At 68.3% G+C, this 25,214-nt stretch carries 20 protein-coding genes and 5 pseudogenes; 13 read left to right on the forward strand and 12 right to left on the reverse strand.

Annotated features, from left to right (window positions below; genetic code table 11):
• Positions 1 to 456 precede the first annotated feature (456 nt).
• The 3 genes and pseudogenes from KVT44_RS47410 to KVT44_RS60825 form a co-directional block, all read left to right on the forward strand.
• Entirely contained in the window at positions 457 to 1,974 is a 1,518-nt protein-coding gene (locus KVT44_RS47410) for a cytochrome P450 (protein ID WP_308314311.1), read from the forward strand.
• 15 nt (positions 1,975 to 1,989) lie between these two features.
• A pseudogene (locus KVT44_RS59115) lies at positions 1,990 to 2,088 on the forward strand (N-acetyltransferase); the annotation flags it as partial.
• Positions 2,089 to 2,131: 43 nt separating this feature from the next.
• Positions 2,132 to 2,480: pseudogene (locus KVT44_RS60825) on the forward strand (hypothetical protein); the annotation flags it as partial.
• On the opposite strand, the gene KVT44_RS47415 reads toward KVT44_RS60825, so the two are convergent.
• Entirely contained in the window at positions 2,427 to 3,164 is a 738-nt protein-coding gene (locus tag KVT44_RS47415) for a MerR family transcriptional regulator (RefSeq protein ID WP_217574522.1), read from the reverse strand. The pseudogene KVT44_RS60825 and the gene KVT44_RS47415 sit on opposite strands and share 54 nt — an antisense overlap.
• 47 nt (positions 3,165 to 3,211) lie before the next feature.
• Between KVT44_RS47415 and KVT44_RS47420 the strand changes: the two genes are divergently transcribed.
• A complete protein-coding gene (locus KVT44_RS47420; RefSeq protein WP_217574619.1) occupies positions 3,212 to 3,691 on the forward strand; it encodes a DUF6194 family protein in 480 nt (159 codons plus the stop codon).
• 67 nt (positions 3,692 to 3,758) lie between these two features.
• Positions 3,759 to 3,848, forward strand: a pseudogene (locus KVT44_RS47425) (IS5/IS1182 family transposase); the annotation flags it as partial.
• A gap of 21 nt (positions 3,849 to 3,869) precedes the next feature.
• Here KVT44_RS47425 and KVT44_RS47430 read toward each other — a convergent pair.
• Positions 3,870 to 5,097, reverse strand: a pseudogene (locus KVT44_RS47430) (IS110 family transposase).
• A 119-nt stretch (positions 5,098 to 5,216) separates the two neighbouring features.
• Between KVT44_RS47430 and KVT44_RS47435 the strand changes: the two are divergent.
• Positions 5,217 to 5,309: pseudogene (locus tag KVT44_RS47435) on the forward strand (IS5/IS1182 family transposase); the annotation flags it as partial.
• A gap of 130 nt (positions 5,310 to 5,439) precedes the next feature.
• Here the strand turns inward: KVT44_RS47435 and KVT44_RS47440 are convergent.
• The 3 genes from KVT44_RS47440 to KVT44_RS47450 form a co-directional block, all read right to left on the reverse strand.
• Positions 5,440 to 6,345 (reverse strand): alpha/beta fold hydrolase, encoded by a 906-nt coding sequence (locus tag KVT44_RS47440; protein ID WP_217574524.1) that lies wholly within the window; start codon positions 6,343 to 6,345, stop codon positions 5,440 to 5,442.
• Positions 6,346 to 6,434: 89 nt separating this feature from the next.
• Positions 6,435 to 7,403 carry an RNA polymerase sigma factor gene (locus KVT44_RS47445; protein WP_217574526.1) on the reverse strand — a complete coding sequence of 323 codons (969 nt, stop codon included), beginning with the start codon at positions 7,401 to 7,403 and terminating at the stop codon, positions 6,435 to 6,437.
• A 125-nt stretch (positions 7,404 to 7,528) separates the two neighbouring features.
• Positions 7,529 to 8,470: an aldo/keto reductase gene (locus tag KVT44_RS47450; protein ID WP_308314312.1), complete on the reverse strand. Its 942-nt coding sequence runs from the start codon at positions 8,468 to 8,470 to the stop codon at positions 7,529 to 7,531.
• Between the two features lie 182 nt (positions 8,471 to 8,652).
• Between KVT44_RS47450 and KVT44_RS47455 the strand changes: the two genes are divergently transcribed.
• The gene (locus KVT44_RS47455; RefSeq protein ID WP_217574528.1) at positions 8,653 to 9,237 is read left to right on the forward strand and encodes a TetR/AcrR family transcriptional regulator; all 585 of its coding nucleotides are present in this window, start codon (positions 8,653 to 8,655) and stop codon (positions 9,235 to 9,237) included.
• A gap of 172 nt (positions 9,238 to 9,409) precedes the next feature.
• Here the strand turns inward: KVT44_RS47455 and KVT44_RS47460 are convergent, their stop codons facing one another.
• The 3 genes from KVT44_RS47460 to KVT44_RS47470 form a co-directional block, all read right to left on the reverse strand.
• Entirely contained in the window at positions 9,410 to 9,955 is a 546-nt protein-coding gene (locus tag KVT44_RS47460) for an AAA family ATPase (RefSeq protein WP_217574530.1), read from the reverse strand.
• A 263-nt stretch (positions 9,956 to 10,218) separates the two neighbouring features.
• Entirely contained in the window at positions 10,219 to 12,651 is a 2,433-nt protein-coding gene (locus tag KVT44_RS47465) for a SpoIIE family protein phosphatase (RefSeq protein WP_217574532.1), read from the reverse strand.
• Positions 12,652 to 12,719: 68 nt separating this feature from the next.
• The gene (locus KVT44_RS47470) at positions 12,720 to 15,182 is read right to left on the reverse strand and encodes a SpoIIE family protein phosphatase (RefSeq protein WP_217574534.1); all 2,463 of its coding nucleotides are present in this window, start codon (positions 15,180 to 15,182) and stop codon (positions 12,720 to 12,722) included.
• Positions 15,183 to 15,583: 401 nt separating this feature from the next.
• Between KVT44_RS47470 and KVT44_RS47475 the strand changes: the two genes are divergently transcribed.
• Positions 15,584 to 16,219 (forward strand): TetR/AcrR family transcriptional regulator, encoded by a 636-nt coding sequence (locus tag KVT44_RS47475; RefSeq protein WP_217574536.1) that lies wholly within the window; start codon positions 15,584 to 15,586, stop codon positions 16,217 to 16,219.
• A 109-nt stretch (positions 16,220 to 16,328) separates the two neighbouring features.
• Here the strand turns inward: KVT44_RS47475 and KVT44_RS47480 are convergent, their stop codons facing one another.
• Positions 16,329 to 16,535 carry a ferredoxin gene (locus KVT44_RS47480; protein ID WP_217574538.1) on the reverse strand — a complete coding sequence of 69 codons (207 nt, stop codon included), beginning with the start codon at positions 16,533 to 16,535 and terminating at the stop codon, positions 16,329 to 16,331.
• Positions 16,536 to 16,987: 452 nt separating this feature from the next.
• On the opposite strand from KVT44_RS47480, the gene KVT44_RS47485 reads away from it, so the two are divergent.
• The 3 genes from KVT44_RS47485 to KVT44_RS47495 all read left to right on the forward strand — a co-directional run bounded on the left by KVT44_RS47485 (position 16,988) and on the right by KVT44_RS47495 (position 18,119).
• Positions 16,988 to 17,242: a hypothetical protein gene (locus KVT44_RS47485; RefSeq protein ID WP_190174717.1), complete on the forward strand. Its 255-nt coding sequence runs from the start codon at positions 16,988 to 16,990 to the stop codon at positions 17,240 to 17,242.
• Between the two features lie 27 nt (positions 17,243 to 17,269).
• Complete coding sequence (locus KVT44_RS47490) at positions 17,270 to 17,689, forward strand: SsgA family sporulation/cell division regulator (RefSeq protein WP_217574540.1); 420 nt, start codon at positions 17,270 to 17,272, stop codon at positions 17,687 to 17,689.
• A gap of 100 nt (positions 17,690 to 17,789) precedes the next feature.
• Complete coding sequence (locus KVT44_RS47495) at positions 17,790 to 18,119, forward strand: NIPSNAP family protein (protein ID WP_217574542.1); 330 nt, start codon at positions 17,790 to 17,792, stop codon at positions 18,117 to 18,119.
• A 673-nt stretch (positions 18,120 to 18,792) separates the two neighbouring features.
• On the opposite strand, the gene KVT44_RS47500 is transcribed toward KVT44_RS47495, so the two are convergent.
• On the reverse strand, positions 18,793 to 19,410 hold the full coding sequence (locus tag KVT44_RS47500) for a TetR/AcrR family transcriptional regulator (RefSeq protein ID WP_308314313.1): 618 nt from the start codon (positions 19,408 to 19,410) through the stop codon (positions 18,793 to 18,795).
• A 247-nt stretch (positions 19,411 to 19,657) separates the two neighbouring features.
• On the opposite strand from KVT44_RS47500, the gene KVT44_RS47505 reads away from it, so the two are divergent.
• Both KVT44_RS47505 and KVT44_RS47510 read left to right on the forward strand, forming a co-directional pair.
• A complete protein-coding gene (locus KVT44_RS47505; RefSeq protein WP_217574546.1) occupies positions 19,658 to 22,879 on the forward strand; it encodes a cytochrome P450 in 3,222 nt (1,073 codons plus the stop codon).
• Positions 22,880 to 23,013: 134 nt separating this feature from the next.
• Positions 23,014 to 24,060, forward strand: coding sequence for a zinc-binding dehydrogenase (locus tag KVT44_RS47510; RefSeq protein WP_217574549.1), 1,047 nt, complete (start codon positions 23,014 to 23,016; stop codon positions 24,058 to 24,060).
• 117 nt (positions 24,061 to 24,177) lie between these two features.
• Here the strand turns inward: KVT44_RS47510 and KVT44_RS47515 are convergent, their stop codons facing one another.
• Together KVT44_RS47515 and KVT44_RS47520 are read right to left on the reverse strand one after the other, a co-directional pair.
• Entirely contained in the window at positions 24,178 to 24,486 is a 309-nt protein-coding gene (locus KVT44_RS47515; protein ID WP_217574551.1) for a LuxR C-terminal-related transcriptional regulator, read from the reverse strand.
• 91 nt (positions 24,487 to 24,577) lie between these two features.
• On the reverse strand, positions 24,578 to 25,213 hold the full coding sequence (locus tag KVT44_RS47520) for a TetR/AcrR family transcriptional regulator (RefSeq protein WP_217574553.1): 636 nt from the start codon (positions 25,211 to 25,213) through the stop codon (positions 24,578 to 24,580).
• Position 25,214: the final 1 nt, after the last annotated feature.

The raw sequence follows: 25,214 nt of genomic DNA on the forward strand, positions 1-25,214 counted from the left end.
TGGGTCTCGGGTGAGGCTATAGTGAAACCGGCCGAGCGGTTTTGTTTTGCGAGTGGTTCTCTGGCGGGTGTCGGTGCTGCCCGGGGGGACGGTTTACGGGATGCGCATGGCCCGGGCCGACACCCGGATATACACGGCCTGTGACCGACACCCAGGGTGTGTGCCCGGGTGTGCGCGGTGTGGGGCTGGGCGGTTGCTGGTGTGAGGTCCGGGTGTGCATCCGGGGCCGGGTCCCGGGCGTGTGCCCCAGGGGGTGGGTTCCTGTGGGCCGCGGGGATCGGGTGTCGGGGGTCCGTGGCTGATGGCGGGATTCCGGGGTGGTTTTCCGGGGCGGGGCCTGGCGTGTGTGGGGTTGTGCCTCTGGTGGGCGTCCGGGTGGTGGTGCGGGCGTGGTGCCGGGGTGTGTTTGTGGTGCTTGTCGGGAAGTTTTCGCGGTCTATGTCGTGGAGGTGTCCGGTGGCGCGTCAGCAGGAGCAGCAGGGTCGGCGGGATGAGCGGGGCCGGCAGGAGCAGCAGGAGCAGAGGGAGTTGCGGGGCGGCGGCGGGGGCGTGGCGGACCTGCGTGCCGTGCCGAACGGGCCGGACCAGAAGGATGTGCCGGATGCGCAGGGCGTGCCGGGTCTGCGTGCTGCGCGGGGTGGGTGCCCGTATGTGATGGATGGGTTGGGGCGGGATGTGCACGGGGAGGGGGCGTTGTTGCGGGGGCAAGGTGAGGCGGCGCGGGTGGTGTTGCCGGGTGGGGTGGGAGCGTGGGCGGTGACGGATCCGGCGGTGATCCGTGGGTTGTTGACGGATGGGCGGGTCTCGAAGGATGCGTATCGGCATTGGCCGGCGTGGCAGCGGGGTGAGGTGGGGGCGGAGTGGCCCTTGGCGGTGTGGGTGTCGGTGCAGAATCTGGTGACGTCGTACGGGGCGGAGCACCGCCGGCTGCGGGGGTTGATGGGGTCGGCTTTCACGGCGCGGCGGGTGGGGTTGTTGGGTCCGCGAGTGGGGGAGATCGCGGCAGGGCTGCTGGAAGGGATGGAGGAGGCGGCGCGGGAGGCTCGGGGCGGTGTGGTGGATGTGCGGGGGTTGTATGCGCAGCCGTTGCCGAGTCAGGTGATGCTGGAGTTGTTCGGGATTCCGGAGGAGTTCCGGGGGGCGTTGCGGGAGATCATTGAGGGGTTTTTCGCCACGGGGGTGTCGTTGGAGGATGCGCGGCGTAACTACGCGGCGCTGTATCGGACGATGGGGGAGTTGGTGGCGTTCAAGCGGCGTTGTCCAGCTGAGGACCTGACGAGTGCGCTGATCGCTGCGGGGAGCGGAGCGGATCCCGCCGATCCGGCTGCCCTTTCGGACCTCACAGGCCTCACAGACGTCGCGGACGGTGCGGGCGCGGGTGGCCCGGAGGCCCCGGGGGGTGGGGGGTTGAGTGAGAAGGAGTTGGTGGACAACCTGATCATGTTGTTGAGCGCGGGGTGTGAGCCGACGGTGAATCTGCTGGCGAACGCGGTGGTGTTGTTGCTGCGGGAGCCGGGGCAGCTGGAGTTGGTGCGGTCGGGGCGGGCGTCGTGGGGGGACGTGGTGGAGGAGGCGTTGCGGGTGGAGGCGCCGGGGGCGAATGCGATTTTGCGGTATGCGGTGGAGGATGTGCGGGTGGGGGAGACGGTGATCCCGCGGGGGGATGCGGTGGTGATCGGGTTCGCGGCGGCGGGGCGGGATCCGGGGGTACACGGGGAGGATGCGGAGCGGTTCGATGTGATGCGGGCGACGCGGCGGGAGCATTTGTCGTTCGGTCATGGGGTGCATTACTGCCTGGGCGCGCCGTTGGCGCGGCTGGAGGCCGAGATTGCCCTTCAGGCGTTGTTCGCACGCTTCCCCGGGATGCGGCTGGCGGTGGAGCCGGGTGCGCTGCGTCCGACGGAGTCGTTCATTTCGAACGGGCCGCGGGAGGTGCCGGTGTTGCTGGGGCCGCCTGCCGACGGGGTGAGGTGACGCGCCGGCCCGCCCCTGCTCGCACAGGCTCGGGACGATGACCGCTGGGGAGACGTGCACGGGCTCCCGGCGACGAGCAACAGGGCCTCGAACGGCATCTGCCGATCTCTTGGCACGACCAGGGGATACATGCAGCCCGCATGAACTGCCGACACCTTGCCGCCACCTACGCACCATCCACTCAGCGACGGTCCGCCCGACGGACGTGTGCGACAGCTACTCTCCGTCCCTGACCACCAAGCGGTGCCGCCAGGTCGCAGACTGGGCCGCGGCCAACAACGTCGGGATCGCCTGCACCCCGACCAACTCCTCATGCCTGAACATCGAGGCCCAGTTCACCGCCCTGCGCAACTTCACCCTCGACGGCACCGACCACGCCAGCCACAAAAGGCAAGGCAGCATGATCCGCCGCTCCATCATCTGGCGAAGTCGCCACGCTGACCCACCAGCGCCTACGAGCCGTGGTCGCCAACGACGGCTGCCAGGTCTGCACCCGCTCGGAGTAGGGCCACGGTCCGTGTGGCGATCTGGTCAAGGCGTTGTTGCAGGATGCGTTGGGTCTTGCCCAGGCTGTCGAGTTGGTGCAGGGAGCCCATGATCTCGCGCACTGCGGGAATGCTGTAACCGGTGCCGCGCAGGGCCGCGACGATTCGGGCCGCTCTGATGGCTGAAAGATCGTAGCGGCGTGCTTGCAGTGACGTCACTCGCTCGGGCATGACAAGCCCTTCCTGCTCCCAGAACCGCAGAGTGGAGGGACGTACATTGAGCGCTCCGGCGAGCTGTGTGATCGTCATCGCGTCACTCTCTTGCTCGAACTCGGTTGTGTTCGCTTCGGCTTGGATCGCACGCAGCGCTTGTTGAGCGCGCAGAGCCTCCTCTCGTTCCCGCGCGAGCCGAACATGGACCGCGTTGATCGCCGAGGCCGCCTCCGCGATCGTCTCCGTACGCAGTTCCGCGAGCATGTGCCGGGCTGTGACTGGCCCAACAGCACCTGCGAGTCCTCGATAGGCGCGTAGGGCATGCACGTGCAGCGGTGTGTAGGAACGGTATCCGTTGCTCGATCGAGCGGCTGGGGGAATGACTCCGAGTCGCTCCAGGTCGCGAACCTGTTGCACCGAATACCCCGACTCTCCGGCGACATCGACGGTTCGGAGCGGTACCCGTCGCGAACCGCTCACCAGCTCGCCCATCAGCCAACCCCACATAGGCACTTGAAGGTGATGCTTGAACCATGAGTATGGAACAGATCATCGCGACCGTGCGAGGCTTCGTCGGCGCGCTCGTGGTTGCTCCGAAGCAGGGCGGCGACTTCCCCGAGCTCGTGTGGGGGGATGCGTTCTTCTACTACGCCCCCGACGGTCGGGTGCCTCAGAACGTCCAGCCCTACGGGACCATCGTCACCAAGAACTACCCTGACGACGCCGATTCCGACCTTGACTCTCCGGGCCGCTGGCGCCTGAACATCCACGTCGACCGCGCGACGTTCGGAGAGCTCACTGGGGAGGAGCCGCGCAGCCTCACCCGACCTCGCGACTACGCGGCGGCCGACACGGTGATGCCGCACCCGGTATACGGGGCACTCGGCTGGATCTCTGTCGTCAATCCCGGTGAGAGGACGACGGACACGGCCGTGCGGCTTTTGCGCAGCGCCCACGACGCCGCTCGTGCCCGGTGCGCGCGGCTACACGCAACGCGAAGGTCGCAGGAGAATGACTGACACGGTTCCGGAGCGAGCGGACTTGAGGGCACCCCGCACACCGTGGTGAGCGCGAGTTCGCTCCAGCTCCGCCAATCACCAGATCGTCATCGACGGCGACAGCCGCCGGGGCATCGTGGTCGGCCGGCCACTGCCGGGCAACCGTGCCGACTGCAAGACATCGCACGGCGTTAAGGTGTCAAGCCGCCGCCTGTAGTGGGGAAGAAAACGCGAGGCGCTCATCGAACAATTCGCCCGTCTTCAGGCAGTGATAGAGCTGGCCGATCATGCGGTTGAACAAGTGCCTCTGAGCCTGGGCGTGCCAGTCTCCGTGGTCTCGTCGGCGCCGGTAGTGAGCGCCAGCTCCTTGGGAGGCCGTGATGGAGGCGAAGGCCCACAGATATCCCGCGTGATTGAGCCGGTCGTTCTTGACCATGCGGCGGCCGACGTAGTGCTTCTTGTCGGAGGCCCGCGTGACGGGGGGCGGATCCGGCGTATGCCTTGAGTCCCCGGGCGTCAGCGAAGCGATGGCGGTCGTCGCCGATCTCGGCCAGCACCCGGGCGCCGAGCTGGACGCCGAGACCCGGGAAGCTCAAGATCACTTCAGCATCCGGGTGCTGAGGGAATGTCTCTTCAACTGCCCCGGCGAGGTCGTCGGCGGCGCGGCCGGTCGCCTCCAACTGGCCCAGCAGAGCGAGCATTTGTCTGCCGAAGGCGTCCTCGATCAGTGGCGGCTGGTGGGCGTAGTCGCCGCGGAAGACGTCCCGCAGCCGTTCGACCTCCGCTTCGATCCCACGACTGCGTCCCGCCCGGGTGAGCGCGGAGCGCAATTGCGTGCGCGTGAGACGGGCGGCCCGTGTAGGAGTAGGGGCGAGCTTGAGGAGTTCGCGGGCCTCGGGTCGGCACAGGCCGTTCTGCCACGACGCAAAGGCATCCAGGGCGGCAGGGTAGTACTCACGCAGCAGCGAGCGGAGTTGGTTGGCCATCTGCTGGCGGCTCCAGGTCGCGTCCGGCTGGGCCCGGGCCAGGACGGCGATAGCGCGGGCGAGATCGGTGTCGGCAGGCAGCGGCCGGTGCATGGCCATGTCGGTGCGCAGGATATTCGCCAGCACCAGGGCATCGCCGGGATCGGACTTCTTGCGGCTCACCCCATGCCGGTCGCGGTAGCGGGCGGCGGCCAGCGGGTTGATGGCGAACACCCTCCGCTTGCAGGCGCGCAGGACGGCGACCAGCAGTCCACGGCTGGTCTCGATCGCCACCGGGATGGGCTCGTTTTCGGTGTCGCCGTACTCGGCGAGCATCTCCAGCAGGATGCGGTAGCCGGCCGCGTCATCGCTGATGCGGCGCTTGGCCAGCAGCTGGCCGGTGTCGTCGACCAGGGCGACGTCATGGTGGCGTTCGGCCCAGTCGATTCCGCAACAGATCACGCTGTCCCTCCCCTTAACACCCGTGGCATGCGCTGTCCCCCACGAATACGGAGACACCTCCGCTCTCGAACAGCTCTGGCGTGTACCACCATCTCCCGCAGTCGCTATGAGCGAATTAGGCATGGAAGGAGTCCGGCGCTAAAGCCGCCGTCGGCAGGACGCTCACGATCGCCGACGGCGGCTACCCGGGCACCGGCATCGTGATGCCCCACCCCCGCAACCTCGTCCTCGCCGGATGAACGAAGCGGCTCATACAGCGCCCCGCCTCGTCCGCGTCGATTCCAGGATCGTCGCGGGACGAGCCTCACGCTGGACCGTCCGTTCCGGCTTCGCTCAAATGACTTAGCTGTCAGGGGAGTTCACGGCCGTCACGAAACGCGTCACCGCCCGCGAGAAGGCCTCCGGCTCCTCGAGGTGACCGAAGTGCCCGCTGTTCTCCAGGATCAGCAGCTCCGATTCGGGGATCAGCAGGTGCAGTTCCTCGGCCCATCGCACCCCGCAGATGACGTCGTGGCGGCCGACGAGGACGAGGGTCGGTACGGTGAGTGAGCCGAGGTCCGCACGGTCGTCGATGACGTCCGGGGAGAGGTTCTCGTCCAGCCCGGAGATGTGCGCGGCCCGCACCGAGGCACGTAGGGGAGCGAACTCGTCCTCGCGCCCCCAGTAGTCGGCGAAGTACGCGGGGAGCAGCCCCCTGGCGACGGCTGTCATCTGTGCGTCGTCGGAGATGGTGGGGATCGCCTGGAACGCGGCCAGGACCTCGGGGAGTTCGGGGTGGTCGGCGTGGAGCGCGGCGAACGACTGCACCAGGCGCATGGCCTCGGCGCCGTGTTCGGGACCGGTCAGTGGCGCGCTCTCGTAGAGGATCACCCCGGCGATGCGCTCGGGGTGGTGCAGGGCGTGGTACTGGGCGACGAAGCCGCCGTGCGAGTGACCCAGCAGGAACACTTCGGGGACGCCGAGGTGCTCGATCAGCGCTCCGAGGAACCGGCTGTAGCGGGGCCGGGTGTAGCCGTGCGGGTGGGAGGGCAGGTGGCCGGAGCCGCCGGTGCCGATCGGCTCCGGGTAGACGATCGTCAGATGCCGCTCCAGTGCGGGCATGCGCAGGTACTCCGAGACGATGCCAGGTCCGCCGGAGTGCGCGACGCACACCGGACCTGTGCCGTGGACGTGATAGCGCTGCACGACTCCGTCGATCTCGACGGTGTGCGTTCCGGCGGCAAGAGGTTCGGTCGCAGAGGTGGTCATGGGTTCTCCGTATCGGGCAGGTGTCGATGACAGACACCGGCATGACGCTGGAGAGAGGACGAAGTTCGACCTGGACCGCGTGACGCCCGTCACATCGGGCGGAGTGACTGGAGGGCCTGCACCGGCCTGGGATGCAGGAGGCGCAGCCGGTGCGGACGACTGGCGTCGTCGAGGGTCATCAGCCAGGCCACCGAGGGCGGGCAGTGGTCGGGGTTGTCGACGGGGCTGAGGAGGTCCATCTCCCAGACGACAAGGGACCGCCCGGCCACGACATGGACCAGGCGCTGCCGTACACCGGCCTCGAGGTCACCGTCCATGCCGCGTGCGAGGACGCTCCTGCCGCCCACCGGGTCGTTCCCCCTGAGCAGGGCGATCTCGGGCGACCAGCGCTCCGTCATCAGCGCGCCGAAGCGTCCGCTCTCGGCGGCGGCCAGTGTCTCGTGTGCCTCGACACGGCTGGCGCGTAGGCGCTGCGCGGTGTTGCCGTGCGGGGCGTCCGCTGTGGCGGCGAGGGCTGTCGCGAGCTTGGCCCGCCCCTGGTTGAGCCGGCTGCGGACCGTGCCGACCGGGACTCCGCAGGCGTCGGCTATCCGCTCGTAGGAAGTGACGCCGGTGCTGAAGTGACGCAGCACCAGGGGCAGGCGCAGTGCCGGGGACAGCTCTTCGATGGCCTCCCAGATCCAGTCCCGCATCGCGTGCTGCTCCAGCCGCCGCTCCGGATCGGCGTCCGTGGCGGGCAGGTGCAGATCGTCGATCGGCTGGACGGGGACGGAGGACCGCAACAGGGAACGGCTGGCGTTGCGTACGATCATCCGCAGCCATGCGCCCACGGCCGCCGGGTCGCGGACGTCGCCCACGCGGCGGAGCGCGGTCACCGCCGCGTCCTGGACCACGTCGTCGACGTCGGGCCCCGGCCCCAGAACGCTCAGCGCCACCGCGCGCATGCCTGCCCGGTGCCGTTCCAGCAGTAGGCCGAGGGCGGTGACCTCACCCGCCTGCGCGGCACGGGTGAGCGCCGCGTCCTCGATGCGCGCGACTTCGTCCGACGTCTGGTTCATATGGCTCCCCTTCCAGCGTCCGCCGTCGCGCGTGACCGTACTACGTGATCGCCATGGCTCTCCCACGGTGGGCCGGTGCGGGGGCCGTTGTGCCACGCCGGAGCGCCACGGCCTCCCCGCATCGCTCAGTAACGCCCGCCCACCGCCTGCGCGGCCAGCCCGTCGAGCGTGGCGACCTCGTCGGCCGTCAGCTCGATGTCAGCGGCGGCCACGTTCTGCTCCAGCCACTTCACGCGCTTGGTTCCCGGGATGGGCACCACGGGAATGCCGAGGTGCTCACTGCGCGCGTGCACCCAGGCGAGCGCCAGCTGGGCCGGAGCGACACCCTTCTTCTCCGCCAGTGCGCGGACGGCGTCCGCGATGACCTGGTTGGCCGTCGTCCGGAAGCGGGGAAGCCGCTTACGGGCGTCGCCCGGCGGTAGGGATGTCACATCGACCGTGCCCGTCAGGAAGCCTCGGCCGAGTGGTGCGTACGCCACCAGTGCCACACCCAGTTCACGCAGGCAGTCCGCGACGGCCGTCTCGGGATCGCGGGACCAGATCGAGTACTCGCTCTGCACCGCAGCGATCGGATGAACGGCGTGGGCACGCCGCAGGAGCGCGCCATCGACCTCGGAAAGGCCGATGTGCCGGATCTTTCCCGCCTTCGCCAGCTCCGCCATGGCCCCGACGGACTCCTCGATCTCTGCTGTCCGCGGAGGCCGGTGCAGGTAGTAGAGGTCGATGTGGTCGACACCCAGACGCATGAGGGAGGCGTCACACGCGCGCTTGATGTAGTTCGCCTCCCCGCGCAGCACCCAAGTGTCGCTGCCCATGCGGTCGATACCCGTCTTCGTCGCGAGTTGTACCTCGTCCCGACGACCGGCGATGGCCCGGCCCACCAGCACCTCGTTGTGGCCGAAGGCGTAGGCGTCGGCGGTGTCGATGAGTGTGACACCCAGGTCCAGGGCGCGACGGATCGTGTCGATCGCGTCGTCCCAACTGGTCGGGCCGTACCCCTCGCTCATTCCCATGCATCCGAGCCCCTGGGACGACGTCGTGAGGCCACCGAGTGAAGCCTTGCTCACGGGATGTCTCCGTTCGATGTGGCTGTACTGTGACGCACGTACCGGAGGATCCTCCGGTACGTGGGACGTTAACGGAGGATCCTCCGCTAAGCAGGCGAGGGTGAGATGCCAGCTGCTGTCGTTCGGTCAGCGCGCCGGTCTGGAGGGCAGCACGCATGCACGAACAAGGACCTGCGCAGCCCATGCGCGCACACGCCCGACGTAACAGGGAGAAGCTATTGGCGGCAGCCCTGGAAGAGTTCGCTCACTCGGGTAAGGACGCGCCGCTGGACAGCATCGCCAGAGCTGCCGGGGTGGGCATCGGTACTCTCTACCGGCACTTTCCGACGCGGGAGGCCCTCGTCCTGGCCACCTACCAGCACGAGGTGGAGCAGCTGTGCTCCACCGCGGAGGATCTCCTCAGGACGCTGCCGCCGAACCAGGCGCTGCGCGAGTGGATGGCCCGATTGGCCAGTCTGCTGGTCGCGAAGCAGCACATGTCCGAAGCGTTGCGGAGCGTGGGGCCCTCCAGTGGAGCATGGGCGTCGGAGTCGTACGCGCAGGTCTTCGACACGATCGACACCCTTGTCGCCGCGGGCGTCGCCGCCGGAACGATTCGGTCCGACCTTGAGACAGCTGATGTGGTGCTGGCCATGAGTGGGCTTCTACGCCTGGACGTGACCGGAGACTGGAAAGGACAGGCCGACCGACAGATCAGGCTCCTCATGGACGGCCTACAGGCCGGGACACATCCGCATCCCCTGAACGCCGATACGGCCGAGGCGTGACCCTGGAGACCTTCCGGCCCTGTTCAGTGCGCCCCTGCCACCCGCGAAAGGAGATAGGGGCAGACGAGTCGGGCTGTACGCCGGGCTCGACCTGATCCAGGCGTTCGCTCCGGAAGCTGTCTACCCGCTCGACTGGCCGTACCCATGGCGCCTTTCGCGACGCCCGGGTGACCTACCTGTCCGAACCCACCCCGATACGGGCCAACACCTGGTCGGCCAACTCCGGCGGTGTCAGCCCTCCGTCCAGGAACACCGTGTCGCCGGGCAGGGTGTCGACCGCGGCCATGCACGGTTCGATCCTGTCCTTGCCCCAGCGTCGGACCTGTTCCTCCCGCTCGGGATCATCAGGGAAGAAGACTCGTCCGTCGATCCGCTTCTCCAAGGTCTCTCGAGAGACCTTGAGGAAGAAGTGGTGAAGGTCGATGCCCGCGTTCTTCAACGCGTCGAAAATCTCCCCGACATAGCCGGGGTCGACCACGGTCATGGGGACCAGGACCGGGCGGCGGTACTCCTCGATCAGCCCTACCGCCAGGTCGGCAACCTGTCGCCGCCACAACCGTAGATCCTGGAAGTCGCCAGTCGGTACCTCCACGATCTCCCGCAGCACGAAGCCGACCATCTCCGGGTCATAGACCAGTGCCTCGGGCCAACGAGGACGCAACTCGTCCACCAACGTGGTCTTCCCGCTGCCGAACGCACCGTTCACCCAGACGATCAACGCGATCCTCCGCACCCCATTGCCAGGCCCGCGCGTCGAACCCGGCGTGTCGGATCAGCATGCCGCTCGACCTGAGTGAGGCCAAATTCCATTGCCAATTCATGCCCGGAAGATCGATCAGTGGGGCCGAACCCAAGCTGACAAGCGGAGCCGGTTCACGTTGCCGCAGCCAACGGGCCGCCAGTGTCGACGACGTACTTGGCTCTGACCGCGATTTCATGAAGGTCAGGGTTGGCGGCTCTGCCTGTGTTGGAGGATGGGCTTCAGGGGGAACCATGGATGGCTTGCTCGGACCAGATCGTCTTGCCGTTCTGGCCATGGCGGCAGCCCCATCGTCCGCCGAGTTGAGAGACGAGGAACAGGCCGCGTCCTCCCTCGTCGGTTGTGCGAGCACGCCGCAGGCGGGGTTGGGTGCTGCTGGAGTCGGTGACCTCGCACACCAGGACGTGGTGGCGAATCAGACGGAGGTCCATCGGCGGACGGCCGTAGCGGATGGCGTTGGTGACCAGTTCACTGACGATGAGTTCGGTGGTGAAGAGGAGGTCGTCCAGGCCCCACATGGTGAGTTGGCGGGTTATCCACTCTCGAGCCTTGGAGACGGCGGCCGGATCGGCCGGGATCTCCCAGTGAGCGGTGTCCGCCGCTGGGACGGCGCGGGTGCGGGCCAGCAGCAGGGCCGCGTCGTCGCGCGGGGCCTGGTCGGCCAGGTCGGCGAGGAGAGCCCGGCCGGTTTCGTCCAGGGCACGATCCGGACGGCAGTGCGCGGCGAGGGCTTCCGTCAGGCGCGGCAGGCCTTGGCCGATGTCGCGATCGCCTCGTTCGACCAGGCCGTCGGTGTAGAGAGCGAGAACGCTGCCCGGCTCGACGTCGATCACGGTGGTCTCGTACGGCATGCCGCTGAGGGCGAGTGGTGGCCCCGGGGAGATCCCGACTGCTTCGGCGGTCCCGTCGGGCCGGACCAGGACGGGTGGCGGGTGCCCGGCACTGGCCATGGCGCAGCGCCTGGTGACCGGGTCGTAGACCGCGTACAGGCATGTGCCGCCGACGATGTCGCGGTCGCCGGACGGGGCTTCGGCCGCGAGGCGCTGGACCAGGTCCGCGAGCCGGGTGAGCAGCTCGTCCGGTTCGAGTTCCAGGTCCGCGAGCGTCTGGATGGCGGCGCGCAGGCGGCCCATGGTGGCGCTTGCGGGCATGCCGTGGCCCACCACGTCTCCGGCGACAAGGGCCACTCGGAGAGAGGGCAGAGCAATGGCGTCGTACCAGTCGCCGCTGATGTCCGCTCCCCCGCCTGCGGGCAGGTAGACGCCGGCGGTCTCGGCTGCCGGAGTGTCGGTCGTGGCCGGGGGAAGGAGGTGCTGCTGCAGCGCTACGGCCGCCCGGTGCTCGCGCGTGTAACGGCGGGCGTTGTCGATGGCCAGTGCACCCCGTGAGGCGATCTGCCTCATGAGATCCGCCTCGTCCTCGGTGAAGGGGTCGGATCGGCCGCAACGCCAGGCCGTTATGGCGCCGAGCGTGAGCCCGCGGGCATGCAACGGTGCCACCATCACCGAATGGGTGTCCTTCGGGACGAGATACTCGACCAGCTGCGGGTCGCTGACCATGGCGATGAAGTCGTCAAGGCTGAAGACGACTGGCTCGCCGTGCAGGAAGCTGAGCAGCAGGGGGTGGTCGGGAAGGGGCGGGATGGACTCGCCGCGCTTGATGCCGGCCGGCCACACCGCGGTGGCCGGAGCAAGGGCCGCGTTGCCCATGTTTCCACCGTTCAGCTGCTTCGAGGGTTCGTCCCCGTCGAAAACGGAGTGCGCAAGGTCGACTGCGGCGAAATCCCCGAACGCAGGTGCGAGAACGTCCGCAAGGTCCTGCGCGGTGCGCACGACATCCAGGGATCCTCCTACTCGCTCGGCCACCTCGCGGGCGAGATCCAGATGACGGCGGGCGCGCATCTGGTCGGCGTTGTCGAAGTACAGGACTGCGACCCCCGTGGGGCGTCCTCGCGCGTCCTCCAGACGGAAGGCGGACAGCGACAGCGCTTGCTGCCGCGCCGGATCGTGCAGACAGCTCACGTGCTGGTTTCTGCGGATCACTGGGGCACCCGTCTCGAGTACCTGGCGCAGTAGCGTCTCGAGGTTCTCGGCGTCCTCGGCGCCCAGCACGTCGCTCAGCCGAGAGCCGGGCCGTACTGGACGGCCGTCGAGAGTGCCCGGCGCGGCGTTCGTCTGCACAGTGGTGAGATCCGTGTCGTGCACAGCGATCGTGATCCGGTTCTGTGCGGACAGTGCACGCAGAAGCGCCGCGCCCTGCTCGTGGCCGGCGACGTGGTGGGTAGGGGCCGCCAGGACGAGGACCTCCGCCGAGCCCCCAACCTTGGTGGTCCTGAAGGTGACATCGATGGTGTCGCCGCACTTGTGCCACAGCCGTACCCGGCCGGACGCCGGCATCTCCGTGGCGCCACGCAGGTCGTCCGGGAGGTCGGCCACCAGTTCCTGCACGGGGCGGCCACAGACCTCCTCGGCGCGGAACCCCGTCAGGTCCTCTGCTGTCCCGGTCCACCGCACCACCGCGCCTCGATGGTCGAGCACGGCGGCTGCTGGACCGTCGAAGGCGTACAACCCGCCGCTGGGACCGGAACCGGAGACGCCAGTCGATCCTTGGGAGGCGCCTGCCGAGCAGGCGTTCTTGACACTCTCTATATCCATCTATGGCTTCCTTTACGAGAGCCTGCGGCTCGAGGGATCGGCATGCTGTGGCGGCCGTCGGCAGCGCGTCACACCGCAACGGCTTTGGAGGGCAGGTCTTGTTCGGCCCAGACGACCTTGCCGTCCGTTGCGGAGCGGGAGCCCCACCTGCGGGACAACTGAGCGACGAGGAAGAGACCGCGGCCCTGCTCGTCGATGATGTGGGGCTGACGGGGGCGTGGGTGGCTGGTGTTGCTGTCGGAGACTTCGCAGGTCAAGACCTGGTGCTGGATGAGGCGTAGGCGGATCGGCCCACCGCCGTAGCGGATGGCGTTGGTGACCAGTTCACTGACGATCAGCTCCACGGTGGCCACCAGATGGTCAAGCCCCCATTCGCTGAGCTGACGGGCGACTGCCTGCCGGGCGATGCGGACAGCGGCCGGCTCGTTCGGCAGTTCCCAGGAGGCGACCTGGGCCGGTTCGAGTCCGCGAGTCCGCGCAAGGAGCAAGGTGACATCGTCGGCCGGGGCCGGAGTCTGCAAGGTCTCGATCACCTGAGAGCACAGGTCTTCCAGGGACGAACCGGTCTCTGCCAGGGCGGCGCCCAGGCGATTCAGGCCTACGTCGATGTCGTCGTCGCGGGACTCGACCAGACCGTCGGTGTAGAGGGCGAGCAGAGTTCCCTCGGGCAGTTCCAGTTCGACGGACTCGAAGGGGACCAGACCGAGGCCGAGGCCGAGTGGGGCCCCGGCGGGCATGTCGGGGAAAGTGATATGGCCCTGCGGGTCGATGATCGCGGGCGGGGGATGCCCGGCCCGCGCCATCGTGCACTGCCGGGTGACCGGGTCGTAGACGGCATACAGACAGGTGGCGCCCGCCGCCGCGGGGAACTGCTCCAGAGCGTCGGCATCTTCCTCGCTCAGCCGCCTGACCGTGTCATCGAGGTGCGCCAGCAGTTCGTGGGGAGGCAATTCCATGTCCGCGAGCGTGCGGACGGCGGTGCGCAATCGGCCCATCGTCGCCGCGGCGTTGATGCCGTGTCCGACCACATCTCCGACTACGAGAGCCACCCGGGCGCCGGACAGCTTGATCACGTCGAACCAGTCGCCCCCCACGCCGTGGTCCGTGTCAGCCGGCACGTAGCGCGAGGCCACATCGAGGGCGGCGCCGCCTCCCACATGGTGGGGGAGCAGGTCGCGTTGGAGCGTCAGGGCCGCGGTGCGTTGGCGAGCGTACTGGAGAGCGTTGTCCAGGCTGAGCGCGGCCCGGGTGACGAGCTCCTCGGCGAGGAGGAGGTCGTCCTCCTGGAACGGCGTCGGTTCCGTGGAGCGGCCGAACAGCGCCAATCCCAGCACGCAGCGCCGCGCACGGATGGGTACGACCATCAAAGAGTGGATCCCGCTGTCACGGACCTTCTGCGCTCGCGATGGGTCGTGGTCGACCCATGGGCCGGCTTGGGTGTCCAGCACCGGTTCCAGGTGAGACCTGCCCGTGCGCAGGGCGGCGGCGAATGACGAGGTCGGAGGGACGTGGACCACCTCTTCGCGCACCGCCGGCAACTCCAGGACACCTTGTTCGGTGGAGGCCACCCCGGCACGGCGCAACACAGGGGGGCGGCCGCTCGTCGTGCCGATCCGCGCCGAGGGCTCCACGCCGAACGGAACCGACTCCACCAGGTCGACGATGGCGTGGTCGGCCAGCAGGGGCACGGCAAGGTCGGCCAGTTCCTGACCGGTCTGCATCAAATCGAGGGTGCTGCCGATGCGCGTGCTGGCTTCGCTGAGGATGGCAAGGCGCTCGCGCGCACGCCGATTGCCGGTGACATCCACGCTCATGGAGCACACGCCCAGTGCCTTGCCGTCCGCGTCCTGGAGGCAGAAGAACGAGGCCGAGAACACGTGCGCGCGGCCCCGGTCCGCCGGCGGCCACGCCCGGTACTCGTGGACCTTGGTGGGGCCGCTCTCCAGCACCTGCCGCATCACTGACTCGAGCGCTTCCGCCTCGAAGCCAGGGAACAGATCTTTCAGGCGGTGTCCGAACCATCGGTCACGAGGAACGCCAACGTGGCGCTCCATGACGTCGCTCACCCAGGTACAGCGCAGCTGCGGGTCATAGACGGCGATGCCGATCGGTGCGCGGGCCAGGAGCGACTCCCGCACAGCTCCGTTGGGCGCCCCCGAGGACAGGGTGCCTATGTCGGTCACGGACACCAGCCACCGGGTGCCGGCGTCCTGCCCCCACAGCATCGAGATCCGCAGCGTCATTTTGATGGCGTGGCCGTCGCGGTGGCGGACCGTCACGGTGCCGGACCAGCCATTCTGGGCACGGCACTGCTCGGCGAACGCTGATGCACTCGGGGCGTCCTCGGCGGGCGACAGCACGTGTGCGGCGGACCGGCCCACCACTTCCCCGGCCGAGTATCCGACAAGCTGCTCGGCGGCGTGCGTCCACCCCACCACGGTCCCCTCCGTATCGAGCATCGCTATTGCCGCATCGGGGATTTCTCGGGGGCTCACCGGTTCGGTGAGTGGCGTGTGGTCGGTGTTCGTCATCCGGTTCTTCCCATCGGTGCGGAGGTGTGCGACAGCGTCGGCATATGCGGCGTCGGGCCGATCTGCAGCTGCGGCGGAACGGCGGTGGTGGCCGGGGTCTGAGGAGCGCCCTGGCGGGACCGGCCGCGACGGGCGTGCGATAGAGCGCGCTGCCTCGCCGATGGTTGAGTGGTTCACCGGCGCGACGTTTGCCGACCTTGGACCACTTTGTCCACTTCTGATGAAATAGTCAGTTACGAGCGCTTCATCGTCAAGTCCCCCGAAATTGATCAAAGCGTCAGATGTGACTGTGCACTGTCGCATCACGCGACCGCGAAGTCGGGACGGTAGGCCACGGTGGACACTCGAGGTGGGCGATGTGATGATGAATCCATCAGAACTGCTGCTCTTATTCATGGAGCATGCCGATGCCAGCCCCACGCAGGAACCGATTCGAACGCCGTCGTGCCGAGACTCGCCAGGCACTCGTCCGCGCCGCGCGGCAGATCCTGGCTGAGTCCGGTGGAGCCGGCGCCAGCATCCATGCCATCGCGGAGCGCGCGGACGTGGGCCTCGGCTCCTTCTACAACCACTTCACGGGCAAGCCGGACCTGTTCGACGCGGCCGTGGCCGATGCGCTGGAGGAGTACGGCCAAGCCGTCGCCGAACGCCTGCACGGCGTCGTTGATCCCGCCGAGCGCCTCGCTGGGGGTGTGCGGCTCAGTGCGCGCATGGCCGAGTCATATCCGGAGATCATGCAGATCCTGTGCCACAGCCAGCTCGGTCGGATATGCGCCGGCGACGGACTGGCTGCGCGGGCGAAGCGCGACGTGGAGGAAGGTATGGCCGCAGGCCGGTTCACCGTGGTCGACCCGGCGATCGCCCTGACCGTGCTGAACGGCAGCCTGCTGGCGCTCCTGGAACTGTGGTGCAACCAGCCCGAGGCTGACAGTGACCAGGCCGCAGGCACAATGGCCGAGATGATCCTGCAAGTGCTCGGCCTCTCCCCGGATGAGGCCCGCGACCTCGCCCGACAGCCCCTTCGCGCTGCCGCGTGAAGAGAATCCTGTCGCGCACCGGTCGACTGGCGCCGACTATGCACCGGTCTCGCAGCCTGCGTAATGGACTGGTGTGGCTGGTCTCGCCTGCTGTCGCCGCCCCGCAGCCTCAGAGTTGGGATGGGTAGCCGAGGAGGATGGCCCGGACCGGGCACGCCGCTGCAGCCTGGCGCACGCGCTCGACCGGGTCGTCCGGGACGGCCGTGGCGTACAGCAACCCCTCCTCGCCGTGCGGCTCGAACACCTCCGGTGCGAGGAACACGCACTGCGCATAGTCCTGGCAGCGCGTGAGATCCACAACGGTCTGTGTCCCCACCACTCCCTCCGTGGCCTCACCCCCTCGTTTCCAGCATGGGGTCGGAGCCGGACGCCCGCATGCCACGGCTCCGGGGACGGAAATCCCGGGCAGCTCGTCCCTCGGGCGCGAGGGTTAGGTGAACGCCCGGGAATTGCTGTCCAGTTGCTCGTCGGTGTGGCTGATCTCCACGATGCAGAGCGCGAGATGGTCGATGCAGGTGAACATCTTCTCGAAGGCCAGGCGGAGTTCGTCCAGGCGGCCGACGCGGTCTGGGTGAGGACATCGAGCTGTTCATGCCGCTGTCGGCCGCGCGAGCCAATTTCGCCACCTCGACAGTTCCATACGGTGTATGGTAATTCTGGGAAGGTACTTCCATACGTCGTATGGAAGAGTTTGCTCGGGCACCAGGCGCCACACATCGCCTGCATGTAGTCGATGGTGCAGAGCGCACCAATCGGGAAGGAAAGATCATGAAGAAGCTCACGAGGCGCGTTGCCGTCACCGCTTCCTCCGTGGCGGTCGCGAGTGTCGCTGTTCTTGGTGCCGGGGGTACCGCTTCGGCCGCGACTTCTACATCCGCGCACGTCCAGGGTCCGGCCGTCAGTGTCAACGCCGGCGACTACCGCTGGGACCACGGTGTCGGCTACCTGCTCGAACTGGGCTACTCCTGGGACGAGATCCGTGGCTGGTATCACGACGGCCAGGTTGAGATCAGCGTTCGCTGACCGCCGCCCAGCCGGGAGTGAAAGTCGATGGAGTCTTTGAAGACCGTCATGCAAGGGATGGCCGTGCAGCTTGTCATCTCGCGCACCTACTCGCTGTCCATGTGCATGAGCCTGCGGTACGAGCCCACTGATCCCTATGTCGTCCGTGCCGCCTTTTTCGCCGACACTGACGAGCAGGCCGAGTGGGTCCTGGGGCGTGATCTTCTGGCCGATGGCCTGACGGGTTCCGCAGGCTGTGGGGACATCCAGGTCTGGCCGGCCGTCGACCGTGGTGACCAAGCCATGTACATCGTCCTCGGGTCTCCCGCGGGGACCGCCTTGCTCGAGGTTCCCGTGCAGGACGTCAGGACCTTCCTCGAGAACACGGAGGCGCTGGTGCCACGGGGCACCGAGTCCGGACACATCGATTGGGAGCTCGAACTGGGGAACCTGTTCGCGAAAGGCTGAGAGAAGCCTCCCAGCCGCCGTGCCGCTGGGGATCTTTGTCCCGGCGGCAGAAGAGCTGGGGATCTTTGTCCCGGCGGCAGAAGAGAAGGAAAGAGTGTTCATGTCCCAGTACCAGCTTCGTGTCTACACACTGCGCAGCTCTGAGGCGCTCGTCGCCTACGAGGACATCTGGTCCAAGCACATTCCCGGTATGGCCAAGCACAGGATCACCACACACGGCGTCTGGACGGCGCCCGCGGCTCCCGGGAATGAGGCTCCCCAGCTGTACGCCCTCGTTTCCTACCGGGACGCCGACGACGTTCAGGAGCGGCTGGAGGCGTACCTCTCCAGCCCCGAATTCCGCGCGGACATGGAGGGCTTCGACATCAGTCAGATCGTCGGCGTCGCCGAGTCCGTGCTGACGCCCACCGCCGACTCACCCTTGCGGTGACAGGTACCGAGCCGCTGGAAGTCTGCGGCGCCTTCTCGTTCGTGTCGGAACGCCGCGCAACTCCGCCAAGGGGCTAGCTGGACGGCAAGCGGCATGGACGAGATTGGCGAGGTCGAGGGGACGGTTGCAGTTGCCGTAGACCCGGTTGAGCGCCTGTCGGTACGGGCGGCCGACGCCCGGTGACATGGAGGCCCGTTGACCGGGGATGAACGCGTACCGGGGATGAACGCGTACTGGCGGCACCGTGCGCTGGGCTGCTGCCGCGTCCGGAGCTTGGCCGGCCAGTCCATGCGCAGGGTCGTCGTCCGGGGTGCGAGCGAGCCGCACGGCGGCATCCAGGGCCCTGCCACTGGCGGACGCTGCGGTTTCCTGGGACGGTGCGAGACCGCGGGTGACGTACACCATCCAGGCGGGCCCACAGCGGCAACACTGACCGCGAGGTTGCGTAGGGCAGGGTGTACCCGTAGGGCGCGCACGTGGATCCGCCGACGGTGTAACCACCAGGTCGGCCACAGATCGGCCGACCGGCCCAGCCGCAGCACACCGCGCATCTGCCACGGCCGCACGGAGAGGGCCTTTCCGGATGTGATGGGTGCGCTCCTCATGCGCGCTGCGGCCTGAGCCCGCCCGACCACGGGCCGGCGTCAGGCCGCAACACTTCAAGTCTGCAAAATCAATGGCCGGCGCCCTGGCCGTCACCACCGGCGGCCAGTCGACTCTCCAGACCCGTGATGAGCGTGTCCAGCGCCAGGCGGAAGACACGGTTCTCGTCATGGCCGGGATGGGGGAGTCCGTCTTCGCCGACAGTGGGGGGCTTGAGGCTCGACCACTGGTGGAGCGCGCCATTGAGCTCGGCGGTTAGGACACCGGTGATGACGGCGCACACGAGGGCGGCGATCTGCGGGAGCTCGGAGTGCGGTACCCCAGCGGCGTCCAGGATCGCGGCGAGCGAAACCCAGAACGGGTCTGCGGGCTGGATGAAGTCGGCCTGGTGGCTGAACGAGTAGGCCATGAGCTTGGGGTGGCGGTGCGCCAGCGTCCGGAAATCCGTGGCGAGCAGGCGGATGCGCTCCTGCCAGGGAGCGTCCTCCAGTGTCACGGTGCGGAACTGGGTGCCGACCATTCTCGCCACGCCGCGCAGTAGGGCGTCCTTGTTCGGCACGTGGTGGTACAGCGACATCGGGTTCGCATCAAGCACGGTCGCGAGTTTGCGCATGGTGAGCGCCTCGACCCCGTCCGCGTCGATGAGCCGCACGGCGGCGGCATAGATCCCGGCCTCGGTCAGAGGCACCTCTCTCTTCCTGGTTCCCCGAGCGGGACGCTTCGCCTTTTCCATACCCCGTACGGTATCAGTTTCGTACATCGTACGGAAGTGAATCCGGCCGCGCTGTGACCTGTCGGTCGCCCGGATGGCCTCGGGTTGCGGTCGACTTTCCATACGGCGTATGGTACCAATTCCATACGGCGTATGTTTCCGTGGTGCGGCCGGGTTTCGGCCGGCGCCCTTGCCATCCCCTCCCTGTACAAAGGAGCAAGCCATGACCACACAGCCCGAGGCCGGCCTGCGACCCATCCGGTCTCCGCGCGGGGTCCCGCTCTTCGGCCACACGCCGCAGATCCCCAGCGCCAACCCGGTGGAGTACTTCGGCAAGCTGTCCAAGCAGTTCCCCGAGGGGCTCTACGGCATGGAGATCGCCGGTATCGAGCAGGTCTTCGTCTGGGACCCGGACCTGGTGGCCGAGGTCTGCGACGAGACGCGGTTCTACAAGCAGATCGAGAAGACGCCGCTGAACCATGTCCGGGACTTCACGGGTGCGGGCCTGTTCACGGCCCATCAGCGCGAGGAGGAATGGGGCATGGCGCACCGGATCCTCCTGCCGGCGTTCAGCCAGCGGGCCATGAAGTCCTACTACGGGCAGATGCTGGAGATCGCTCAGAACCTGGTGGGCAAGTGGGAGAGCAAGGAGGGCCGGCCAGTCAAGATCACCGACGACTACACCCGGCTGACCCTGGACACGATCGCCCTTTCGGGGTTCGGCTACCGGTTCGACTCGTTCGCCAAGGAGGATCTGCACCCCTTCCTCAACGCGCTGCTGGAGGCGCTGGTGGAGTCGCTGCGGCGCTCGCAGGAGCTTCCGATGATGACCAAGATGCGCAAGGCGGACGACAAGAAGTACCGCGAGAACATCCAGCTGATGCGGGACCTGGTCGAGAAGGTGATCAAGGAGCGCCGTGAGGGGATCGACGCGGGTGAGGATGATCTGCTGGGTCTGATGCTGCAGGCCACGGACCCCGACACCGGCAAGGGTCTGGACGACGACAACGTCCGCGACCAGGTGGTGACCTTCCTGATCGCCGGCCACGAGACCACCAGCGGTCTGCTGTCGTTCGCCACGTACTCGCTGATGCGCAACCCGCACGTCCTTGCCCAGGCCTACGCCGAGGTGGACCGGCTGCTGCCGGGCGACACGGTCCCGGACTACGACACGATCATGCAGATGGACGTGATCCCGCGGATCCTGGAGGAGACCCTGCGCCTGTGGGCTCCGATCCCGATGATCGGCAAGTCCCCGCTGGAGGACACCGTCATCGGCGGCTGCTACGGGCTGAAGAAGGGAACAAGGGTCAACATCCTCGAAGGCCCCCTGCACACCCATCCCAAGGCGTGGGAGCGGCCGGAGGAGTTCGACATCAACCGGTGGCTGCCGGAGAACCGGGTCAACCACCACCCGCACGCCTACAAGCCGTTCGGGAACGGTGTGCGAGCCTGCATCGGCCGGCAGTTCGCGCTCACCGAGGCCCGCCTGGCCCTCGCGCTGGTGCTGCAGAAGTTCAAGTTCTCCGACACGACCGACTACAAGATGGACGTGCGGGAGGCGCTGACGCGCAAGCCCGGCGACTTCGAGCTGGTCGTGCGGTCCCGTCAGGAGCACGAGCGCACCGTCTTCGGCGTCGCGGACCTGCAGACCGACGACACGCAGCACCAGGCCGCGGTCAGCGGTGTCGGGGTGAACCTGACCGTCGCCTACGGCTCCAGCCTTGGCTCGTGCGAGGACCTGGCGCGCACCATCGCCGACCGCGGCGAGCGCTCGGGGTTCGGCACCACCTTGGTCGGCTTGGACGAGCTGGGCGACAACCTGCCCGCCGAGGGCCTGCTCGTCGTCGTGGCTTCCAGCTACAACGGCAAGGCTCCGGACAACGCGCAGCGTTTCGACGAACTGCTCACCGCCGGGCTCCCGGAGGGCTCGCTGTCCAACGTGCGGTTCGCACTGCTGGGCGCCGGCAACACCCAGTGGGTGGCCACCTACCAGGGCTTCCCGAAGCGGATCGAGGCAGGCCTGCTGGCCGCCGGCGCCACCCGCGTCATCGAGCGCGGCATCGCGGATGCCGCCGGTGACTTCGACGGCATGGCCACCCGCTGGATGGACACCCTCTGGACCACCCTGGCCGAGGAGTACGCCGCCGACACCTCCGAAACCACAGGGCCGCGCTTCCAGGTCCAACTGCTCACCGAGGCCGACGTGCGCCCCGCGATCGTCTCCGAGCAGGCCTACCCCCTCACGGTCGTCGCCAACGAGGAACTCGTCAACGACCCGACCGGCCTGTGGGACTTCAGCATCGAGCCGCCGCGCCCGGCCGCGAAGTCCATCACCATCGAACTCCCCGACGATGTCACCTACGACACCGGCAACCACCTGGCCGTCTTCGCCAAGAACGAGCCGCAGCTGGTAAACCGCGCCCTCGCGCGGCTCGGAGTCGACCGCGACCAGGTCCTGCGCCTGGACCAGCCCGCCGGCGGCCGCACGCACCTCCCGGTGGGCACGCCCGTCACCGCGGGTCTGCTGTTCACCGAGTTCCTGGAGCTGCAGGACGTGGCCACCCGCTCCCAGATACAGACGCTGGCCGGGCACACCGAGTGCCCTTGGACCCGGCCGCAACTGCAGGCCTATACGGCCGACACCGCCGAAGCCGAGGAGCGCTACCAGACCGAGGTCCTGGGCAAGCGCGTCTCCGTGCTCAACCTGCTGGAGCGCTTCCCCGCGGTCGAACTGCCGCTGGCGGTGTTCCTGGAGATGATGGGCCCGATCCGCCCGCGGTTCTACTCCATCTCCTCCGCTCCGCTGGCCGACCCGCGCCACGTGCGCTTGACCGTAGGCCTGCTGGAAGGACCGGCCCTGTCCGGTGACGGCCGGTACCGCGGCACCTGCTCCTCCTACATCGCGGGCCTCAATCCCGGCGACGTCGTCTACGGCTATGTGCGCGTGCCCTCTCCGACCTTCGCCCCGCCGGCCGACCCCGCAACGCCGCTGGTCCTCATCGGCCCGGGCACCGGCATCGCGCCGCTGCGCGGCTTCCTGGAGGAGCGAGCCCACCAGCACGCGAACGGCACCCAGGTGGGCCTGTCCCAGGTCTTCGTCGGCTGCCGCCACCCGGAGCACGACTACTTCTACGGCCAGGAGATGCAGGCCTGGGAGCAGTCCGGGATCGCCCAGGTGCACACCGCCTTCTCCGCGGTGACCGGCCACCCGGCCCGGTTCGTCCAGGACGCCATCGCCAATGCGGCCGACACCGTGTGGCAGGCCATCCAGGACGGCGCGTACATCTACGTCTGCGGTGACGGCCGCCGCATGGCACCCGCCGTACGCGAGGCGCTCGCCGCCATGTACCGCAGGCACACCGGCAGCGACGACGAGGCCGCCCAGCAGTGGCTCGCCCAGCTCGAGGCCGACGAGCGCTACCAGCAGGACGTCTTCGCCTGACCCCCCCCCAGACGCCGGGAGGCGTGCGGCGGTCCTGACACCCCGCACCTTCCCGGCCACCACTCACCCACGAGGCACAACACGGCACCCGTCGGCCGAACCGCCGGAGTGCCGCTCACAGAAAGCAGAGCACCATGGACACCATGCTCGCCGGGCGCTTCCACCTGGACAGCAAGAAGTTCGCCGTCGAGGAGGTCCCCGTCCCCGTGCCCGGCCCGGGCGAGGTCCTCATCGAGGTCAAAGCTGCCGGCGTCTGTCTCTCGGACGTCCACCTGCTCGACGGCTCCCTCGTGCCGCTGTTCGCCACCTCCGACACGGTCACCGTCGGCCACGAGGTCTCCGGTGTGATTCACACTCTCGGCCCCGACCTCAAGCGCGGCCTGACCGTCGGCACCCGCGTCACCCTGGAGGCCGGCAAGACCTGCGGCCAGTGCGCCGGCTGCGTGCGCCGCCGCCCCTGCACCCAGATGCTCACCGCCGGTATCGACTACGACGGCGGCTGGGCCCAGTACACCCTCGGCCGCGAGGACACCCTCATCCCCATCCCTGACAACCTTCCCTTCGACCAAGCCGCGATCATCCCCGACGCGGTCTCCACCCCCTACGCCGCCGTCGTCGCCACCGCGGGGGTGCGTCCCGCGCAGTCCGTCGGAATCTGGGGCGTGGGCGGTGTCGGCGCCCACAACGTCCGCGTCGCCCGCCTGGCCGGCGCCGCGCCGATCATCGCCGTCGACCCGCTGCCCGGCGCCCGGGAGCGTGCCCTGGCCTTCGGTGCGGATTTCGCCCTGGACCCGGCCGCCGACGACTTCGCCGACCAGGTCCGCGCGGCCACCGGCGGACGGGGTCTGGACTTCGCCTTCGACTGCGCCGGCGTGCCGGCGGTCCGTGAGCAGGCCGCCGCCGTGCTCGGCCTGAACGGAGTCCTCATCCTGGTCGGTATCAGCCCCAGGCCGATCGCCATCAGCGAGGGCCTGACCTTCAACTACCTGGGCAAGCAGGTGCGCGGCCACTACGGCGGCACTCCCGAGTCCGTCACCGAGCTGGTCCGGCTGGCCGAGGTCGGCCGGCTCGACCTGGCCCCCTCCATCACCGACCACATACCGCTCGCCGAGGCCGCCGACGCGGTCAACCGGCTGGAGAACAAGATCGGCGACCCGATCCGCCTCATCCTCGTCCCCTGACAACTGAACAGAAAGTTCACCAAGACCACCTCGGGCAGGGGTGAGTGGGCGCCGGTGCTTGAGGGAGCACCGGCGTCCACAGTCTTTCGCTCCCGACCCCCCTGAACCACAGGCGGTTCAGAGCCACCCGCGGCAGGCCGCCTGCGCACCCGCCTGGAATCGGCTCGTCGCCACGAGGCGGGTGCTCAGGCCGGTGATCCGGCGGCGCAGGGTGCGTTCGCTGAGGCCGAGTTGGCGAGCTATGGACTTGTCCTTCAGCCCGGCGTGGAGCAGAGCACAGTCGGTCTCGCTGAGGTCAGGCTGTTCTTCCGTCTCCTGGGCCTTGCTGCCGAACACGGGCGTGGCCTGCTGCCAGCCGGCCTCGAACAGCTCGACGAGGGCGTCGCACAGTGGTGACCGGTGGACCAGGGTGGCGGTCTCGCTCATCGCGGGTGTCGATGCGGCCCTGAAGCAACCGCCCAGCGCAAGCGCGCAGGACCGCCCGGCATCCCTTCTGGACGCCGGGGCCCCTGAGCTGTCAATCGAGGCCAGGCAGCGGCCTCCGGGTCACCTGGTGGGCGTCGTCCGGAGGGACGCCGAGCATGCGCAGGACCATCTCTGCCAGGTCGGAGGCGGCCTCGTCCCCGTCGAGGTCGGGTCGGGCCAGCCGCAGCGCCACGAGGGACATCAGGGTGCCGCCCAAGGCGGACAGGGCGGTTGTCGCGTTGCGGCAGGTGAAGCGGCCCGAGGTGATGCCGTTCTCCAGGTCGCGCAGGGCTCGCGGGGCGAGTCCGCGGTCGGAGTGGATGTAGGCCAGACCGCGGTCACGAAGGATCCGCATGAGTTCAGGGTGGGAGTCCGCCATCCGGGCGGTGAGCCGGAAGCCCGCCGCGACGAGCTCGGCCGGGTCGTCGATTCCTTGTACGCGCTCGTCTATGACCTGCCCGAACTCGTCCAGGGCGTCTGTCACCGCGGCGTCGAACAGCTCCGTCTTGGACTCGAAGTGGTTGTAGAAGGAGCCGAAGCCGACGTCCGCGCGCTCGGCGATGGCCTGGATGCTGGCGCTGGTGTCCCCGGTCTCCGCGAGGATCTGCCGGGCCGCGCGGACGAGCGCCTGACGGGTCTCGGCGCGGCGTCGCTCGAAGCGGTTCTTGGGCGGGGCTGACGTCGGCATA

Origin of the sequence: Streptomyces sp. GbtcB7 (assembly GCF_019091445.1) — a bacterium.
Lineage (GTDB): Bacteria > Actinomycetota > Actinomycetes > Streptomycetales > Streptomycetaceae > Streptomyces > Streptomyces mirabilis.

Excerpts from the sequence above, each read along its gene's own strand:
- KVT44_RS47415 (WP_217574522.1), bottom strand. The coding sequence starts at position 3,164 with ATGGGCGAGCTGGTGAGCGGTTCGCGACGGGTACCGCTCCGAACCGTC.
- KVT44_RS47420 (WP_217574619.1), top strand. The coding sequence starts at position 3,212 with ATGGAACAGATCATCGCGACCGTGCGAGGCTTCGTCGGCGCGCTCGTG.
- KVT44_RS47440 (WP_217574524.1), bottom strand. The coding sequence starts at position 6,345 with ATGACCACCTCTGCGACCGAACCTCTTGCCGCCGGAACGCACACCGTC.
- KVT44_RS47445 (WP_217574526.1), bottom strand. The coding sequence starts at position 7,403 with ATGAACCAGACGTCGGACGAAGTCGCGCGCATCGAGGACGCGGCGCTC.
- KVT44_RS47455 (WP_217574528.1), top strand. The coding sequence starts at position 8,653 with ATGCGCGCACACGCCCGACGTAACAGGGAGAAGCTATTGGCGGCAGCC.
- KVT44_RS47465 (WP_217574532.1), bottom strand. The coding sequence starts at position 12,651 with ATGGATATAGAGAGTGTCAAGAACGCCTGCTCGGCAGGCGCCTCCCAA.
- KVT44_RS47470 (WP_217574534.1), bottom strand. The coding sequence starts at position 15,182 with ATGACGAACACCGACCACACGCCACTCACCGAACCGGTGAGCCCCCGA.
- KVT44_RS47475 (WP_217574536.1), top strand. The coding sequence starts at position 15,584 with ATGCCGATGCCAGCCCCACGCAGGAACCGATTCGAACGCCGTCGTGCC.
- KVT44_RS47485 (WP_190174717.1), top strand. The coding sequence starts at position 16,988 with ATGAAGAAGCTCACGAGGCGCGTTGCCGTCACCGCTTCCTCCGTGGCG.
- KVT44_RS47490 (WP_217574540.1), top strand. The coding sequence starts at position 17,270 with ATGGAGTCTTTGAAGACCGTCATGCAAGGGATGGCCGTGCAGCTTGTC.
- KVT44_RS47495 (WP_217574542.1), top strand. The coding sequence starts at position 17,790 with ATGTCCCAGTACCAGCTTCGTGTCTACACACTGCGCAGCTCTGAGGCG.
- KVT44_RS47505 (WP_217574546.1), top strand. The coding sequence starts at position 19,658 with ATGACCACACAGCCCGAGGCCGGCCTGCGACCCATCCGGTCTCCGCGC.
- KVT44_RS47510 (WP_217574549.1), top strand. The coding sequence starts at position 23,014 with ATGGACACCATGCTCGCCGGGCGCTTCCACCTGGACAGCAAGAAGTTC.
- KVT44_RS47515 (WP_217574551.1), bottom strand. The coding sequence starts at position 24,486 with ATGAGCGAGACCGCCACCCTGGTCCACCGGTCACCACTGTGCGACGCC.
- KVT44_RS47520 (WP_217574553.1), bottom strand. The coding sequence starts at position 25,213 with ATGCCGACGTCAGCCCCGCCCAAGAACCGCTTCGAGCGACGCCGCGCC.